We start from the raw sequence: 15,466 nt of genomic DNA on the forward strand, positions 1-15,466 counted from the left end.
CGATGACGCTGCGAGGAATCCTCTGGCTGGCCGTGCTGTTCGCGATCGCCGTGGCGCTCGCGACGGTCGGCCGCTTCGACGGCGGGCAGGTGCTGATCGTCTACCCGCCGTATCGCGTCGACGTATCGCTGAACCTGTTCATCGTCTCGATCGTGGTGCTGTTCGTGGTGATCTACGCGCTGTTGCGCATCGTGCGCAACATCTGGCGCATGCCGCAGCGGGTGGCCGCCTATCGCAAGCGGATGCGCCACGAGAAGGCGCATGCCTCGCTGCGCGACGCGATCGCCAATCTCTACGCGGGCCGTTTCTCGCGCGCCGAGAAGGCCGCGCGCGACGCGCTGTCGGTCGACGACAACCAGAGCGCGGCGGGCCTGGTGGGCGCGGTCGCCGCGCATCGCATGCACGAGTACGCGCGCCGCGACGAATGGCTGGCCCGCGTCGATGCCAACGAATGGCAGGAGGCGCGCCTGCTGGCCACCGCCGACATGCGCGCCGAGGCGCGCGACGCCGAGGGCGCGCTGGCCGCGCTGGCCGAGATGCAGGCTTCGGGCGGCAAGCGCATCCATGCGCAGCAGGTCGCGCTGCGCGCCCAGCAGCAGTTGAAGAACTGGGCCGAGGTGCTGAAGCTGGCCAAGGCGCTGGAGAAGCGCGAGGCGCTGCATCCGGCCGCCGCGGTGCGGATGCGCCAGCAGGCCGCCGAGCATCTGCTGCGCGACCGTCGCCACGACGCCGATGCGCTGCTGGAAGTGTGGCAGTCGCTGTCGGCCGCCGAGCGGCAATCGCCGCGCCTGGCCGACCTGGCCGCCGAGCTGCTGGTCGCGCTGGAGCGCCAGCCCGAGGCGCGCCGCATCGTCGAGGACGCGCTGGCCCACAACTGGGATGCGCGCCTGCTGCGTCGTTATCCCGACACGGCTGGCAGCGATGCGCTGCCGCTGATCCAGAAGGCCGAAGGCTGGAAGCGCGATCATCCCGACGACGCCGAGCTGCTGGTGGCCCTGGGCCGGCTCTGCCAGAAGCAGCAGCTGTGGGGCAAGGCGCAATCCTTCCTGGAATCGGCGCTGAAGCTGTCCGACAGCGAGGCGCTGAAGGTTCGCGCGCATCGCGCGCTGGCCAGCCTGTTCGAGCATCTCGGCGACCAGGAGAAGGCCGCGCGCCATTACCGCGAAAGCGCGCTGGCGGCACAGCTCGGCTGAGGCAGGCGCTTCGCGCGCCGCAAACGCAAACGGCAGCCCTGGAGGCTGCCGTTTTGCATTGTCGGCCTCGGCCGGCCTCAGCGGTTCACCAGCGCCTTCGGCACCGACAGCGCCAGCAGGCCGCCCAGCACGCAGAACGCGGCCAGCATCACCATCCCCGCGTCGTTGCTGCCGGTGGCCTGCTTGAGCCAGCCGATCATGTAGGGGCTCAGGAAACCGGCCAGGTTGCCGATCGAGTTGACCAGGGCGATGCCGGCCGCCGCCGCGGTGCCGCCCAGGAAGGCGGTGGGCAGGCTCCAGAACAGCGGCAGGGTGGTGAGGATGCCGATCGTGGCGAGCGTGAGGCCGACCATCGCCAGCGCGGTCTGGTGCGCCCAGACCACCGACAGCAGCAAGCCGATCGCGCCCAGCGCGGCGGGCAGCGCGACGTGCCAGCGGCGCTCGCGGCGGCGGTCGGCGCTGCGCGCGATCAGGATCATGCCGACCACGGCGGCCGCGTAGGGGATCGCCGAGAGCAGGCCGATCGTGAACGAGTCGGTCACGCCGGTCGACTTGATGATGGTCGGCAGCCAGAAGCCCACGCCGTACAGCCCCATCACGAAGGAGAAGTAGATCAGCGCCATCAGCCACACGCGCGGGCTGGCCAGCACGCGGCCGATCGAATGGTCGTCCTTGAGCGCCTCCTCGGCCTGCACGTTGCGCGTGAGCAGCGCCTTTTCCTCGTCGCTCAGCCAGGCGGCCTTGGCGATGCGGTCCTCGAGCGCGGCCAGCACCAGCAGGCCGACCAGGATCGAGGGAATCCCCTCCAGCAGGAACAGCCACTGCCAGCCGGCCCAGCCGTTGCTGCCGTGGAAGGTCTTGAGGATATAGCCCGACACGGGGCCGCCGATCACGCCCGACAGCGCGATCGCGGTCATGAAGAAGGTGGTCATGCGCCCGCGCCGGTTGGCCGGGTACCAGTAGGTCAGGTAGAGGATCACGCCGGGGAAGAAGCCGGCCTCGGCCACCCCGAGCAGGAAGCGCATCACGTAGAACATCGCCGGCGTGGTGACGAACATCATCAGCGCCGAGATCAGCCCCCAGGTGATCATGATCCGCGCGATCCAGACGCGCGCGCCCACCTTGTGCAGGATGATGTTGCTGGGCACCTCGAACAGGAAGTAGCCGAAGAAGAAGATGCCGGCGCCCAGGCCGTAGACGGTGTCCGACAGGTTCAGGTCGGCGGCCATCTGCAGCTTGGCGAAACCGACGTTGACGCGGTCGAGGTAGGCGACCACGTAGCAGAGCATCAGGAGCGGCGCGAGCCGCCAGGTGACCTTCCTGTAGGTGGCCGTCTCGAACGCGGACGGCTGGCCGGGATAGGCCGGTGCGGTGCTTGCCATGGGTCGTCTCCTTGCGTTGTCTTGATTTTTGAGGTCCTGCCGGTGCTGCCGGTACCGCTTTGCCGGAAGGGCCGGGCGCATCGCGGCGCCGCGGTCTCCGCGCCGCTCAGATGCAGCGGCCGCCGTCCACCTCGAGGCAGGTGCCAGTGATGAACTCGGCTTCGTCCGAAGCCAGGTAGAGCGCCGCGTTGGCGATGTCCTGCGGGGTCGAGAGGCGGCCCAGCGGGATCGTCGCGAGAAAGCGCTGGCGGTTCTCGGGGGTGTCCTCGACGCCCATGAACTCGGTCATCAGGCCGGTCTCGCCGAGCACCGGGTTGATGCAGTTGACGCGGATCCGGTCGGCGCCGAGCTCGGCGGCGAGCGCCTTGCTGGCGGTGATCATCGCGCCCTTGGTGCTGTTGTACCAGACCAGTCCCGGGCGCGGCCGGATGCCGGCGGTGGAGGCGATGTTGACGAACACGCCGCCGCCGGCCTGGCGGAAATACGGCACCAGGGTCTGCACGCTCCAGAACAGGCTCTTCATGTTGACCGCGTAGACGCGGTCGTACTCGGCCTCGCCGACCTCCAGCACCGGCTTGTTGCGATGCGTGGTGCCGGCGTTGTTGACCAGGATGTGGACCTGGCGGAAATCCTCCAGCGTGGCGGCCAGCAGGGCGCGCCAGTCCTCGCCGCGCGAGACGTCGCCGGGCACCGCGATCGCCTTGCCGCCCGCCACCGCGATCTCGCTGGCCACGCGCTCGGCGGCCGCGCCGTTCAGGTCGTTGACCACCACGTTCGCGCCCTCGCGCGCGTAGGTTTTGGCGATGCCCTCGCCGAATCCCGAGCCGCCGCCCGTGACGATGGCTGTCTTGCCCGCAAGCCGCATGAATCGTCTCCTGTCTCGTGTCGATGATCGGAAGGCGCGCCGGCCTCGCCGCCGGGCGCCGCTTGAAACGTGCCGCGCCGCGTGCCGACTAGCCGTGCTTCAGCGCGATGGTCTTGAGCACGGTGAAGCCGTAGAGCGCCTCGAAGCCCTTCTCGCGCCCGTGGCCCGAGCGCCCGCTGCCGCCGAAGGGCAGCTCGACGCCGCCGCCCGCGCCGTAGTTGTTGACGAACACCTGGCCGGCGCGCACGCGCCGCGCGAGGCGCATCTGGCGCGCGCCGTCGCGGGTCCAGATGCCGGCCACCAGGCTGTAGGCGGTGCCGTTGGCGAGCGCCAGCGCTTCGTCTTCGTCGCGAAAGCGCATCGCGGCCAGCACCGGGCCGAACACCTCTTCCTGCGCGAGACGATGCCCGGGCGGCACGTCGCGCAGCAGGGTGGGCGCCTGGTAGAAGCCGCTTTCGGGCGCCTCCGGCACCACCTCGCCGTGCGCGGCCATGGCGATGCCGTCGTGCTGCGCGTCGGACAGGAAATCCCAGACGCGCTGCTGCTGTTTCGCGTTGATCAGCGGGCCGCAGTCGAGGTCGGCCAGGCCCGGGCCCACACGCAGCGCGTTGAAGGCGGTCGCGAGCCGGTCCAGCAGCGGCTCGTAGACGCCGTGCTCGATCAGCACGCGGCTGCCGGCCGAGCAGGTCTGCCCGCCGTTCTGCACGATCGCCGAGACCAGCACCGGCAGCGCCGCGTCGAGGTCGGCATCGGCGAACACGATCTGCGGGGACTTGCCGCCCAACTCCAGCGTGACCGGCACGTGGCGCTCGGCGGCGGCCTGCGCGACCAGCCGTCCGGTGTCGGGCGAGCCGGTGAAGGAGATGTGGTCGATGCCCGGATGCGCGGACAGCGCGGCGCCGGCCTCGTGGCCGTAGCCGGTCACGATGTTGAGCGCGCCGCCCGGCAGGCCCGCCTCGGCCGCCAGGCGCGCCACCAGCAGCAGCGACAGGCAGGCGTCCTCGGCCGGCTTGACCACGCAGGCATTGCCGGTGGCCAGCGCCGCGCCGACGCTGCGGCCGAAGATCTGCATCGGGTAGTTCCAGGGCACGATATGGCCGGTGACGCCGTGGGCTTCGCGGATCGTCAGCACGGTATAGCCGTTCTGGTAGGGCAGGGTCTCGCCGTGCAGCTTGTCGGCCGCGCCGGCGTAGAACTCGAAGTAGCGCGCCAGCGCCGCGGCGTCGGCGCGCGCCTGCTTGAGCGGCTTGCCGGTATCGCGGCATTCGAGCTGGGCGAGCGCCTCCTGCTGCTCGGCCACGCGCTGCGAGAGCCGGAACAGCAGGCGGCCGCGTTCGGCCGCGCTGGTGGCGCCCCAGGCGCCCTCGAAGGCACCGCGCGCCGCGCGCACGGCGGCGTCGATGTCGGCGGCGCTGCCGCGTGCCAGGCGCGCGAACGGCGCACCGTCGGACGGGTCGATCACGGCGATCGTCTCGCCGTTCGCGGGCGCGACCCATTCGCCCGCGATGAAGTGCCTTGCCTCTTCCATGCCTGCTCCTGGCTCCTGGGTATCGAGGTACGACCGAAGCTGCTGCGGATGCTGGGGCGGTGATGCATGGCAGGCCAGGCGCGGCGATCACGGCAGCCGCGGGGCCTGCATTTTGTTCGCGCCGCGGGCAAGTGTGCACCTAACTTCGCCGGAGCGCCATCGGGTGATTGGCTATAATGGCGGCTCTTCGCGGGGGCGAGATCGTTTGCGCCCCGTCCCGTTTTCCCATCGTCATGCAGAGAGCGCTCATGAGCTTCAGCAATGTTCCGGCCGGCAAGGATCTGCCGCACGATTTCAACGTCATCATCGAAATTCCGGCGCAAAGCGACCCGGTCAAGTACGAGGCCGACAAGGATCTCGGCCTGCTGGTGGTCGATCGCTTCGTCGGCACCGGCATGCGTTATCCGGTCAACTACGGCTTCATCCCGCAGACGCTGTCGGGCGACGGCGATCCGGTCGACGTGCTGGTGATCACCCCGTTCCCGCTGCTGGCCGGCTCGGTGGTGCGTTCGCGCGCGCTCGGCATGCTGCAGATGACCGACGAGTCGGGCGTCGACGCCAAGCTGATCGCCGTGCCGCACGACAAGGTGTGCCCGATGACGGCCAACCTCAAGTCGCTGGACGACGTGCCCGAGTACCTGAAGGACCAGATCAAGCACTTCTTCGAGCAATACAAGGCGCTCGAGAAGGGCAAGTGGGTGAAGGTCGACGGCTGGGCCGGCATCGAGGCCGCCCACAAGGAAATCTCGGAAGGCGTGGCCAACGCCCAGAAGTAAGCCCGCGTCGCGGCGCCGGGCCGGCGTGCCGAGAGGCCGCGCCGGGCTGCTGCCGCCGGCTTGCGCGAAACCGCGCGTGTCCCGTCTCGGGGCCGCGCGGTTTTTTCATGGGCGCGTGCCCGGTTAGCGGGTTCAGGCGGGTTCAGGCGGGTTCAGGCGCGCGGGGAGCGGGTGGTGCGGGAGCGGCGGGCGCGTTTGGGTGGGGTTGCGTCGAGTGCCGGTTCGGCCTGGACCTCGATGCCGACTTCGATCGCGGCCGGGCCGGCTTCGGGTGCGGTTGCAGCGAGGGGAGCCTGGGCGAGCGCTGCGTCGATGGCCATGTCGAGCGGCGTGACGGCGGGCTCGATTGCCTCGATTGCCTCGATCGCCTCGATCGCCTCGTCATCATCGACCGCGATCACGGCCGGCAGCACCGAATCCAGCGAACGCCGGCCGCCGGCCAGTTCGCGTTTCTGCGCGGGCGTCAGGCGCTTGACCCAGTATTCGGCGCGCGAGGCGCTGGAGCGGTCGGCCAGCTCGAACGAGGCCAGCACCGCGCGCGGCTTGCGCGAGCGCGTGTAGCGCGCGCCGGTGCCGTTGGCGTGCTGGGCGAAGCGGGCGTCGACGTCGGTGGTGATGCCGGTGTAGACGCTGCCGTCCTCGCATTCGATCAGATACAGGTACCAGGACATGGCGCGGCCGGGGAAGCGAAGCCGTCAGTGTCTCAGAAAAACCGCGCCGCGCGCCGGCGGCCTCATCGCGTGCCGCCGTCCTTGAAGGGATTGTGCTCGCGCAGCTCGTCCACGTAGGCGTGGATCTGCCCGGTCTCGCGCTTGAGGAAATCGCCCACCGCGTCCGAGAAGGCCGGGTGCGCTAGCCAGTGCGCCGAGTGCGTGACGGTCGGCATGAAGCCGCGCGCGAGCTTGTGCTCGCCTTGCGCGCCGCCCTCGAAGGCGCCGAGCTTCTCCTCGATGCAGAACTCGAGCAGCTGGTAGTAGGCGGTCTCGAAGTGCAGGCAGGGCACGTGTTCGAGCGCGCCCCAGTAGCGCCCGTAGAGCGTGCCGCCGCCGTCCTCGCCGCGCGCGTAGACGGCCAGCGCGCTGGCGATCGGCTTGCCTTCGGCCTCGGCGATCACCAGCAGCAGGTTCTCGGGCATGGTCTCGCCGATCCGGCGGAAGAAATCGAGGTTCAGGTACGGGCTCGAATGGTGCTCGCGATAGGTTTGCCGGTAGCAGCGCGAGAAGAAGCGCCAGTCGGCGTCGCTGGCGTCCTCGCCGCGCACGCGGCGGAAGCTGACACCGGCCTCGGCCACCTTGCGCCGTTCGGCGCGGATGTTCTTGCGCTTCTTCTGTTCGAGCGTGGCGAGGAAATCGTCGAAATGGCGATAGCCGTCGTTGAGCCAGTGGAACTGCACGCCCTCGCGCAGCATCATGCCCATCTCGGCCAGCAGGCCGGCTTCCTCGCCGGTCGGGAACAGCACGTGCAGCGAGGACACCTCGCTCTGCTCGGCCAGCGCCACCAGGGTGGCGGCGAGTTGGCGCCGCGCGCGCTCGTTGGCGGCGATCAGGCGCGTGCCCTGCACCGGCGTGAAGGGCACCGCGCAGAGCAGCTTCGGGTAATAGGGCACGCCATTGCGCTGGTAGGCGTCGGCCCAGGCCCAGTCGAACACGTACTCGCCGTACGAATGCTGCTTGGCATAGACGGGCGAGGCCGCCACCAGCGCGCCCGTGTCGGCCTCGCTCAGGGTGAGGAAATTCGGCGACCAGCCGGTCTCGCCGACCGCGCAGCCGGTGGCGTGCAGCGCGGCGAGGAATTCGTGGCGCAGGAAGGGCGTGGGATGCGCCTGTCGAGCCAGCAGGGCGTTCCACTCGCCGGCATCCACTTCCAGCGGAGAGCTCAGGAGCCCCATGCGATAATCGATGCGTTCGTGTTTCAACCGTCTGAGATCCGTTTCGATCGGCATGCGCGCGACAGGCGCGGCGCGCCGTTGATGCGCCCGGAGGCATTCGTCACGCGGCCCGCCCGGCCGCGCAGGTTCCGTCATGAAAACCCGTATCGCTCTTGCCCAACTGAACGTCACCGTCGGCGATTTCGCCGGTAACGTCGTCCGCCTCGTCGAGGCCGCGCGTGCCGCGCACAAGGATGGTGCGCAGCTGCTGGTCGCGCCGGAGCTGGCCTTGTCGGGCTACCCGCCCGAGGACCTGCTGCTGCGTCCGGCCTTCTTCGCGGCCGCTGCCGAGGCGCTGGCCGAGCTGGCGGCGCGCCTGGCGCCGCTGGAAGGCCTGGCGGTGCTGGTCGGCCATCCGCTGCGCGAGTCCAGCGCCGATGGTAATGCAAACCGCCCGATCGAGCGCGGCGCCGCCCCCGTCGGCACCTACAACGCCGCCTCGCTGATCGTCGGCGGCAAGGTGGTGGCGACCTATCGCAAGCAGGACCTGCCCAATACCGAGGTGTTCGACGAGAAGCGCTATTTCGCGACGGATCCGCAACCCTGCGTGTTCGAGCTGAACGGCACCCGGTTCGGCATCGTGATCTGCGAGGACGTCTGGCACGCCTCGGCCGCCCAGCTCGCCAAGGCGGCCGGCGCCGAGGTGCTGCTGGTGCCGAACGGCTCGCCGTATCACATGAACAAGGACGCGGTGCGCGTCGACATCCTGCGCGCGCGGATTCGCGAGACCGGCCTGCCGATGGTCTATGTGAACCTGGTCGGCGGCCAGGACGAACTGGTGTTCGACGGCGGCTCCTTCGTGCTCGACGGCGCGGGCGAGCTGGTGGCGCGCATGGCGCAGTTCGAGGAAGGGCACGCGATCGTCGAGTTCGAGGGCGCGCGGCCGCTGCCCGGCGAGATCGCGCCGGCGCTGTCGACCGAGGCCCAGGTCTATCGCGCGCTGGTGCTCGGGGTGCGCGACTACATCGGCAAGAACGGTTTCCCCGGCGCGCTGATTGGCCTGTCGGGCGGCGTCGATTCGGCCCTGGTGCTGGCGGTGGCCTGCGACGCGCTCGGGCCCGATCGGGTGCGCGCGGTGATGATGCCCTCGCGCTACACGGCCGATATCTCGACCACCGACGCGGCCGACATGGCGCGTCGCGTCGGCGTGCGCTACGACGAGATCGCGATCGCGCCGATGTTCGACGCGTTCCGCGCCTCGCTGGCCGCCGAGTTCGCCGGCCGCGAGGAAGACGCGACCGAGGAGAACATCCAGGCGCGGATTCGCGGCACGCTGCTGATGGCGCTGTCGAACAAGTTCGGCTCGATCGTGCTGACCACCGGCAACAAGAGCGAGATGGCGGTCGGCTACTGCACGCTTTACGGCGACATGGCGGGCGGCTTCGCGGTGATCAAGGACATCGCCAAGACCCTGGTCTATCGTCTCTGCCACTACCGCAACGCGGCCGCCGAGTTCGGCAGGCTGGCGGTGATCCCGGAGCGGATCCTCACGCGCGCCCCCTCGGCCGAGCTGCGCGAGAACCAGACCGACCAGGACAGCCTGCCGTCCTACGACGCGCTCGACGCGATCATGCGCATGTACATGGAGGAGGACCGGCCGCTGGCCGAGATCGTCGCGGCCGGTTACGACGAAGCCGACGTGACGCGCGTCACGCGCCTCATCAAGATCAACGAATACAAGCGGCGCCAGGCGCCGATCGGGATCCGCGTCACGCACCGCGCGTTCGGCCGCGACTGGCGCTACCCGATCACCTCGCGCTTCACGGAACGCATCGACTGATGGGGCGTCGCGCGTAGAATCCGTCCAGGACGTCCCCTTACCCGGAGCATCATCATGAAACGCATTACCGCCATCATCAAACCGTTCAAGCTCGACGAAGTGCGCGAGGCGCTCGCCGAGGTCGGCCTGACGGGCCTCACCGTGACGGAAGTGAAGGGCTTCGGCCGCCAGAAGGGTCATACCGAGCTCTATCGCGGCGCCGAATACGTGGTCGACTTCCTGCCCAAGATGAAGATCGAGGTGGTGGTGGCGGCCGACCAGGTCGACCAGGTGATCGACGCAGTGATCGGCGCGGCGCGCACCGGCAAGATCGGCGACGGCAAGATCTTCGTGTCCGACGTCGAGCGCGTGATCCGCATCCGCACCGGCGAGGAGAACGAAGCGGCGGTCTGAGCGCCGTTTTCGTGACGGCTCGCGCGCTGCCGCGCGGCGAGCCGGTTTCGGCATGGCCCGGGTTCGCCGGGCCATTGTCGTTTACGGCGACGGCCGGCGCGAGGCCGGTGTTCGTCGTCGGGGATTCCATCAAGTTGCGCGCGCACCAAATAAAAAACGGTGCGATACCCCTTCGGGTACCGCACCGATACGCGCCTCTCGCAGCAGCGTGAAACTCGATGTCTTGTAATGCCTGATGCGTCTCGCGACGATCAGAACAGGTGCTGGATACCTGCGTAGACGCCGGTCTGCGAACCGCCAGCCTTCGGGTTGCCGGTCGAAACCGCCGTGCCCGCCGGGTTGGCGTTCAGGCCGAAGTTGGCCGTCTTGCTGTTGCGCAGCGTGGCAGCCTGCAGGTCGAGCAGGGTGCGCTTGGACAGGTTGTACGAACCGCCGATCGTGTAGATCGTGGCATTGCCGCCGCCGTTGTTGGCGTTCACGTGGTAGACCGCCGCGATCAGCGCTGCCGCCGGCGTGGCTTGCCACGTCACGCCGCCCCAGACCTGCTGCGTCGTCGTGATGCCGTTGTTGGCGGCCGGTGCGCCGTCAGCGTGCGACGACTGGTACGAAGCCTGCAGCTTGAACGGGCCGAGGAACACGTTCGCACCCGCGAAGTATTCGCGCGAGTAGTTGAACACGTCGTCGAGCTTGCCGTTGGCCGGATCGCGCGCTTCGTCGTACAGGCCGCGCAACTGGAACAGCGAGTTCGTGTAGGTCAACTGCAGACCGGCGCTGCGGCCCTGGTTGGTGGTGCCGTTGCCGTTGAAGTTGGTGGCGTTCGACAGCGCGTACTGGCCGTAGGCGTCGAAGCCGTAGATGTTCGGCGACTGATACGAAATGTTGTTGCTGGTCTTGTTCCAGTTACGGCCACGCACCAGCGAGGCGGTCGACCAGTTCGACTGACCGAACGGATCGAAGTCCCACACGCCGTTGGCGATCGCGAGTTCGCGACCCAGCAGCAGGGTACCGTAGGCGTCGTTCGAGATACCGACCGTCGCGAAACGATCCCAGATCGTGCCGCTCGAGCCCATGCCGCCGGTCATGGTGTTGAACGCACCTTCGAGGTGGAACAGCACCTTGTAGCCGCCGCCGAGGTCCTCGACACCCTTGATGCCCCACAGGCTGGTGCCCCAGTCACCGCTTTCCGCGCGGATCGTGTGGCCGGCCTGGCCGCCGTTCAGGTATTCGAGCCCTGCGTCCAGGCGACCGTACAGCGTCACGCTGCTTTGCGCCTGCGCTGCCACCCCGGCAGTCATCAATGCTGCCGCGAGCAATGCTTTCTTCATCATCTCCTCCATACCCTGTCAAAAAGTCAACCCACCAACTGCGCAAGATGCCGGATGCGCAATGCATCCGGTCAACATGGGATAACCAGGGAGACCACCTGCGGCTGCCGGGTAGGCTGGCGCGTTTCTTGTGCGGACGAACCGTTTTGCAGGCCGTTTTGCCGATCGGGCAAGCCGGGGGTCTCCTGTGTCATGAAGTCAAACTACATTTCATGACTTTCGTTTTGCTACTTTGGTTACTAATTTAGCAAAAATACACTTTCGTGGCGACGAAAATCGTTGTTTGACTAGCTGGTGTCGCCAAATTGCCATAATGACGGGGCGCGACCGTTCCGGGAGGGGTCGGAAACATGCCGCAAAGGCTTGCTGCACAAGGCGTTCACGGTTTCCGGGAGGGGGGGTCAAGGATTGCCACTATTGACGCGATGACACGACCGGCGTACCTCGGCGAGAGGCCGAATTCGTTAGCTATCCGTAAAAGAATGACCGGATAGTGGGAGTGTCGGGCTCGTTTGTTTACTTCGTTTTTCTAAACAAATGCGATGCCGCGGCGGTTTGCGCGAGGCAAGCGCGGAGAAGGGGGAGGTGGAGGTCGGGAAGCGCGATGCGTCGATCGCATCGGTAACGAAAAGAAGGGCGGGAGACTGCCGGCACCGCGCCATGCGATGCCGGCCAGGGAAAGGGGCGATTACTTCAGGCTGCCCGACAGGAACTGCTTGAGGCGTTCGCTGCGGGTATTGCCGAACACCTCGGCCGGCGCGCCTTCTTCCTCGACGCGGCCCTGGTGCAGGAACATCACGTGGTTCGAGACGTTGCGCGCGAAGCCCATCTCGTGCGTCACCACGATCATGGTCCGGCCTTCCTCGGCCAGCTTCTGCATCACCTTCAGCACCTCGCCCACCAGCTCCGGATCGAGCGCCGAGGTGGGCTCGTCGAACAGCATCACGTCGGGCTGCATGGCCAGCGCGCGGGCGATCGCCACGCGCTGCTGCTGGCCGCCGGAAAGATGCGAGGGATACTGCTTCTCGAGGCGCGGCGCGAGGCCCACCTTCTCGAGATATTCGCGGGCGCGTTCCTCGGCCTCGCGGCGCGACAGCTTCAGCACGTTCACCGGCGCCTCGATCACGTTCTCGAGCACGTTCATGTGCGACCACAGGTTGAAGTGCTGGAACACCATCGCCAGCTTGGTGCGCACGCGCTGCAGTTGCCTGGTGTCGGCCGCCTTCAGCGCGCCGCCCTTGTCCTTCGCGGTGCGCACCTCTTCGCCGTCGACGAAGATGCGCCCGGCGTTCGGTTGTTCGAGGAAGTTGATACAGCGCAGCATGGTGCTCTTGCCCGAGCCGGACGAGCCGATCACGCTGATCACGTCGCCGGCGTGGGCCTTCAGCGACACGCCCTTGAGAACTTCGTTGCTGCCGTACTGCTTGTGGAGATCGTCGACGAAAAGCTTGTGCATCTGGGAATTCATCAGGAGTCCTCGCGCCGTTTATTTGCCTTGCGGGCGCAGGTAGGCGAGCCAGCGTCGCTCGGCCTGGCGGAACAGCCACACGAGCGTAAACGAGATCGCGAGATAGAGGAGCGCGGCGATGCCGAACGCGTGGAACGACATGTAGGTCGCCGAATTGACGTCGCGCGCGATCTTGAGAATGTCGGGCACGGTGGCCGTGAACGCCACCGTGGTGGCGTGCAGCATCAGGATCACTTCGTTGCTGTAGAGCGGCAGCGCGCGGCGCAGCGCCGAAGGCAGGATCACGCGGCGATACAGCGTGAAGGTCGACATGCCGTAGGCGCGCGCGGCCTCGATCTCGCCATAGGCCGTCGACTTGATCGCGCCGGCGAAGATCTCGGTGGTGTATGCGCAGGTGTTCAGCGTGAAGGCCAGCAGCGTGCAGTGCATGCCGTCGCGGAAGAACTGGTTGAGCATGGTGGTGTCGCGCACCACCTGCAGGCTGTAGAGGCCGGTGTAGCAGAGCAGCAGCTGCACGTAGAGCGGCGTGCCGCGGAACACGTAGGTGTAGAGCCACACCGAGCCCGACAGCCAGCGCCGCTTGGACACGCGCGCGCAGGCGAGCGGCACCGACAGGCAGAAGCCCAGCCCGATCGACACCACCAGCAGCCACAGCGTGATCGCCACGCCGGTGAAGCGGTACCCGTCCGTATACAGGTAGTTGCGCCAGTATTCCTGAATCAGCTCGATCATAGTTCCGCCTTGCGCACACCCGTGGAGTAGCGCTTTTCCAGCCACATCAGCACGAAGTTCGAGATCGTCGTGATCGCGAGGTAGATGGCCCCCGCGAGCAGCGTGAAGAAGAAGAAACGCAGCGTGCCCTTGCCGGCGTCCTGCGAGGCCTTGACCACGTCGGCCAGGCCGATGATCGACACCAGCGCGGTGGACTTGACCAACACCTGCCAGTTGTTGCCGATGCCGGGCAGCGCGAAGCGCATCATCTGCGGGAACATCACGCGCGTGAACACCTGCCAGCTGCTCATGCCGTAGGCGGCGCCGGCTTCCAGCTGGCCGCGCGGCACCGACAGGAAGGCGCCGCGGAAGGTTTCGGTGAAGTAGGCGCCGTAGATGAAGCCCAGCACCAGCACGCCGGCGGCGAACGGGTCGATGTCGATCTGGTCCCAGCTCATCAGGTCGGTGAGCTGGTTCAGCCAGATCTGGATGCTGTAGAACAGCAGCAGCATCAGCACCAGGTCGGGCACGCCGCGGATCAGCGTGGTGTAGAGCGTGCCGATGCCGTTCGAGAAGCGGTTGCGCGAGAGCTTCGCGCCGGCGCCGAGCAGGCCCAGGATGAACGACAGGATCAACGACAGCACCGCGAGCTTGACGGTCTGCCAGGTGCCGGAAAGTATCAGCGGGCCGTAGCCTTGGAGAAACATATGTGGTCCTCGGCGGCGCGTCGTATGCGCCGCGAAAGACGCGTGCCGCGTATCGGGCGGCACGCCCCGTGCGTGTGGGTCGGGCCGTCCGGTGATTCCGCCGGGCGGCGTGCGACTTCTTCCTGCCAGGGCGGCCGCCGTGCACGCTCGGCGCGCGGCGGCCGCCCTGGCCGAAACGTGGTTACTTCGCCGAATACACGCTGAACGAGAAGTACTTGTGCGACAGCCTGTCGTACGTCCCGTCCTGGTGCATCGTGGCGAGGGCGGCGTTGATCTTCGCCTTCAGGTCCGTGTCCTCCTTGCGCAGGCCGATCGCGGTGCCGTCCCCGATGGTCTTCGGGTCCTTCACCTCGGGGCCTGCCCAGGCAAAGCCCTTGCCGCGCGGCGTGCGCAGGAAGCCGTAGTCGGCCTGCAGCTCGTCCTGCAGCGCGGCGTCGAGCCGGCCGGTGCCCAGGTCGGCATAGACCTGGTCCTGGTTCTGGTACGGCACGATCGTCACGCCCTGGGTTTCCCAGTAGGTCTTCGCGTAGGTTTCCTGCGTCGAACCCTGCTCGACGCCGACCGTCTTGCCCTTGAGCGAGGCCACCGTCGGCAGCAGCGGCGAGCCGGCCTTGGCGATCATGCGCGCGGGCGCGTCGTACAGCTTGTCCGAGAAGTCGATCTGCTCGCGGCGCTTGTCGGTGACGGTGAGCGACGAGACGATCACGTCGAACTTGCGGGCCTTCAGCGCCGGGATGATGCCGTCGAGATCCTGGGCCACCCAGGTGCAGCGCACGGCGATCCGGGTACAGATCTCGCGAGTCAGGTCGACGTCGAAGCCGACGATGTCGCCGTTCTTCGCGACCGACTCGAACGGCGGATAGCTGGCATCGACACCGATCCGGACCGTTTTCCATTCCTTCGCGAAGGCGCCGCCCGCCATCAGGGCGAGCGCTGCGCACAGGGCGAGCTTGTTCATCAGTTTCCTCTTGCGGCTGCTGCTTGCCGGCCCGTTCGTCTCGCGCGCCGGCCCTATTCTAGGTAGCCAAAATTCGGCCTCGGCGGCTTCGGCGAACGGTCGGGCGGGGCCCGGCCGGCCAAAAGCGCGGTATTTTACCCGAGCCGGCGGCGCGCAAGCTCGAATTACGGCTCGGATCGTTGCGCATCCCGTCGCGAGGCGCAATCGGGGGCGACACGGGCAGGCGGCGCGGTGCCGGTGGGCGCCGCGCGGGACAGGCAGGCTCGGGCGATGGCGATCGTACCGCGGCGCGGGCGGCGGCAACTGTCAACAATGATGTCGGGGGAGGGCAGCGAGGGGCGGGGCAACGCAGGGGGGACGACGAGCCCGCGCGGGACGCGGACGTGTGAAGCGGGCGCGCAAGGCGCCGTGAGGCAAGGCAGGACCGGGGCCCGGCGAGCAGGCCCCGGCGAA

At 67.9% G+C, this 15,466-nt stretch carries 14 protein-coding genes; 4 read left to right on the plus strand and 10 right to left on the minus strand.

Annotated features, from left to right (window positions below; translation table 11 throughout):
• Window positions 1-2 precede the first annotated feature (2 nt).
• Complete coding sequence (locus tag F3J10_RS09180; RefSeq protein WP_167231851.1) at window positions 3-1,193, plus strand: heme biosynthesis protein HemY; 1,191 nt, start codon at window positions 3-5, stop codon at window positions 1,191-1,193.
• A 77-nt stretch (window positions 1,194-1,270) separates the two neighbouring features.
• Here the strand turns inward: F3J10_RS09180 and F3J10_RS09185 are convergent, their stop codons facing one another.
• From F3J10_RS09185 to F3J10_RS09195, 3 genes are all read right to left on the minus strand, one after another.
• Entirely contained in the window at window positions 1,271-2,575 is a 1,305-nt protein-coding gene (locus tag F3J10_RS09185) for an MFS transporter (protein WP_017920073.1), read from the minus strand.
• A 106-nt stretch (window positions 2,576-2,681) separates the two neighbouring features.
• A complete protein-coding gene (locus F3J10_RS09190; RefSeq protein WP_166912916.1) occupies window positions 2,682-3,440 on the minus strand; it encodes an SDR family oxidoreductase in 759 nt (252 codons plus the stop codon).
• 88 nt (window positions 3,441-3,528) lie between these two features.
• Entirely contained in the window at window positions 3,529-4,968 is a 1,440-nt protein-coding gene (locus F3J10_RS09195) for an aldehyde dehydrogenase family protein (RefSeq protein ID WP_025096604.1), read from the minus strand.
• A 248-nt stretch (window positions 4,969-5,216) separates the two neighbouring features.
• On the opposite strand from F3J10_RS09195, the gene ppa reads away from it, so the two are divergent.
• Complete coding sequence (gene ppa / locus F3J10_RS09200; protein ID WP_013699041.1) at window positions 5,217-5,744, plus strand: inorganic diphosphatase; 528 nt, start codon at window positions 5,217-5,219, stop codon at window positions 5,742-5,744.
• Window positions 5,745-5,896: 152 nt separating this feature from the next.
• Here the strand turns inward: ppa and F3J10_RS09205 are convergent, their stop codons facing one another.
• Both F3J10_RS09205 and F3J10_RS09210 read right to left on the minus strand, forming a co-directional pair.
• Window positions 5,897-6,415, minus strand: a complete 519-nt coding sequence (locus F3J10_RS09205) for a GIY-YIG nuclease family protein (RefSeq protein ID WP_167241930.1) — start codon at window positions 6,413-6,415, stop codon at window positions 5,897-5,899.
• 62 nt (window positions 6,416-6,477) lie between these two features.
• Window positions 6,478-7,659, minus strand: coding sequence for a GNAT family N-acetyltransferase (locus F3J10_RS09210; RefSeq protein WP_166912918.1), 1,182 nt, complete (start codon window positions 7,657-7,659; stop codon window positions 6,478-6,480).
• A 106-nt stretch (window positions 7,660-7,765) separates the two neighbouring features.
• Between F3J10_RS09210 and F3J10_RS09215 the strand changes: the two genes are divergently transcribed.
• On the plus strand, window positions 7,766-9,451 hold the full coding sequence (locus F3J10_RS09215) for an NAD+ synthase (protein ID WP_025096601.1): 1,686 nt from the start codon (window positions 7,766-7,768) through the stop codon (window positions 9,449-9,451).
• Between the two features lie 54 nt (window positions 9,452-9,505).
• On the plus strand, window positions 9,506-9,844 hold the full coding sequence (locus F3J10_RS09220; RefSeq protein ID WP_013699037.1) for a P-II family nitrogen regulator: 339 nt from the start codon (window positions 9,506-9,508) through the stop codon (window positions 9,842-9,844).
• Between the two features lie 251 nt (window positions 9,845-10,095).
• Here the strand turns inward: F3J10_RS09220 and F3J10_RS09225 are convergent, their stop codons facing one another.
• The 5 genes from F3J10_RS09225 to F3J10_RS09245 form a co-directional block, all read right to left on the minus strand.
• Complete coding sequence (locus F3J10_RS09225) at window positions 10,096-11,169, minus strand: porin (RefSeq protein WP_025096600.1); 1,074 nt, start codon at window positions 11,167-11,169, stop codon at window positions 10,096-10,098.
• Window positions 11,170-11,857: 688 nt separating this feature from the next.
• Window positions 11,858-12,637, minus strand: a complete 780-nt coding sequence (locus tag F3J10_RS09230; protein WP_025096599.1) for an ATP-binding cassette domain-containing protein — start codon at window positions 12,635-12,637, stop codon at window positions 11,858-11,860.
• An 18-nt stretch (window positions 12,638-12,655) separates the two neighbouring features.
• Window positions 12,656-13,369: an ABC transporter permease gene (locus tag F3J10_RS09235; RefSeq protein ID WP_013699034.1), complete on the minus strand. Its 714-nt coding sequence runs from the start codon at window positions 13,367-13,369 to the stop codon at window positions 12,656-12,658.
• Window positions 13,366-14,055: a histidine ABC transporter permease HisQ gene (hisQ, locus tag F3J10_RS09240; protein ID WP_025096598.1), complete on the minus strand. Its 690-nt coding sequence runs from the start codon at window positions 14,053-14,055 to the stop codon at window positions 13,366-13,368. Before hisQ ends, F3J10_RS09235 begins: the two co-directional genes overlap by 4 nt.
• Window positions 14,056-14,236: 181 nt before the next feature.
• Window positions 14,237-15,013: an ABC transporter substrate-binding protein gene (locus F3J10_RS09245; protein ID WP_167241931.1), complete on the minus strand. Its 777-nt coding sequence runs from the start codon at window positions 15,011-15,013 to the stop codon at window positions 14,237-14,239.
• Window positions 15,014-15,466: the final 453 nt, after the last annotated feature.

Source organism: Burkholderia sp. Cy-637 (assembly GCF_011753175.1).
GTDB lineage: Bacteria > Pseudomonadota > Gammaproteobacteria > Burkholderiales > Burkholderiaceae > Burkholderia > Burkholderia gladioli.

Bases quoted from the DNA above. Each gene is read 5' to 3' on its own strand.
- F3J10_RS09180 (WP_167231851.1), top strand. From the start codon at position 3: ATGACGCTGCGAGGAATCCTCTGGCTGGCCGTGCTGTTCGCGATCGCC.
- F3J10_RS09185 (WP_017920073.1), bottom strand. From the start codon at position 2,575: ATGGCAAGCACCGCACCGGCCTATCCCGGCCAGCCGTCCGCGTTCGAG.
- F3J10_RS09190 (WP_166912916.1), bottom strand. From the start codon at position 3,440: ATGCGGCTTGCGGGCAAGACAGCCATCGTCACGGGCGGCGGCTCGGGA.
- F3J10_RS09195 (WP_025096604.1), bottom strand. From the start codon at position 4,968: ATGGAAGAGGCAAGGCACTTCATCGCGGGCGAATGGGTCGCGCCCGCG.
- ppa (WP_013699041.1), top strand. From the start codon at position 5,217: ATGAGCTTCAGCAATGTTCCGGCCGGCAAGGATCTGCCGCACGATTTC.
- F3J10_RS09205 (WP_167241930.1), bottom strand. From the start codon at position 6,415: ATGTCCTGGTACCTGTATCTGATCGAATGCGAGGACGGCAGCGTCTAC.
- F3J10_RS09215 (WP_025096601.1), top strand. From the start codon at position 7,766: ATGAAAACCCGTATCGCTCTTGCCCAACTGAACGTCACCGTCGGCGAT.
- F3J10_RS09220 (WP_013699037.1), top strand. From the start codon at position 9,506: ATGAAACGCATTACCGCCATCATCAAACCGTTCAAGCTCGACGAAGTG.
- F3J10_RS09225 (WP_025096600.1), bottom strand. From the start codon at position 11,169: ATGAAGAAAGCATTGCTCGCGGCAGCATTGATGACTGCCGGGGTGGCA.
- F3J10_RS09230 (WP_025096599.1), bottom strand. From the start codon at position 12,637: ATGAATTCCCAGATGCACAAGCTTTTCGTCGACGATCTCCACAAGCAG.
- F3J10_RS09235 (WP_013699034.1), bottom strand. From the start codon at position 13,369: ATGATCGAGCTGATTCAGGAATACTGGCGCAACTACCTGTATACGGAC.
- hisQ (WP_025096598.1), bottom strand. From the start codon at position 14,055: ATGTTTCTCCAAGGCTACGGCCCGCTGATACTTTCCGGCACCTGGCAG.
- F3J10_RS09245 (WP_167241931.1), bottom strand. From the start codon at position 15,013: ATGAACAAGCTCGCCCTGTGCGCAGCGCTCGCCCTGATGGCGGGCGGC.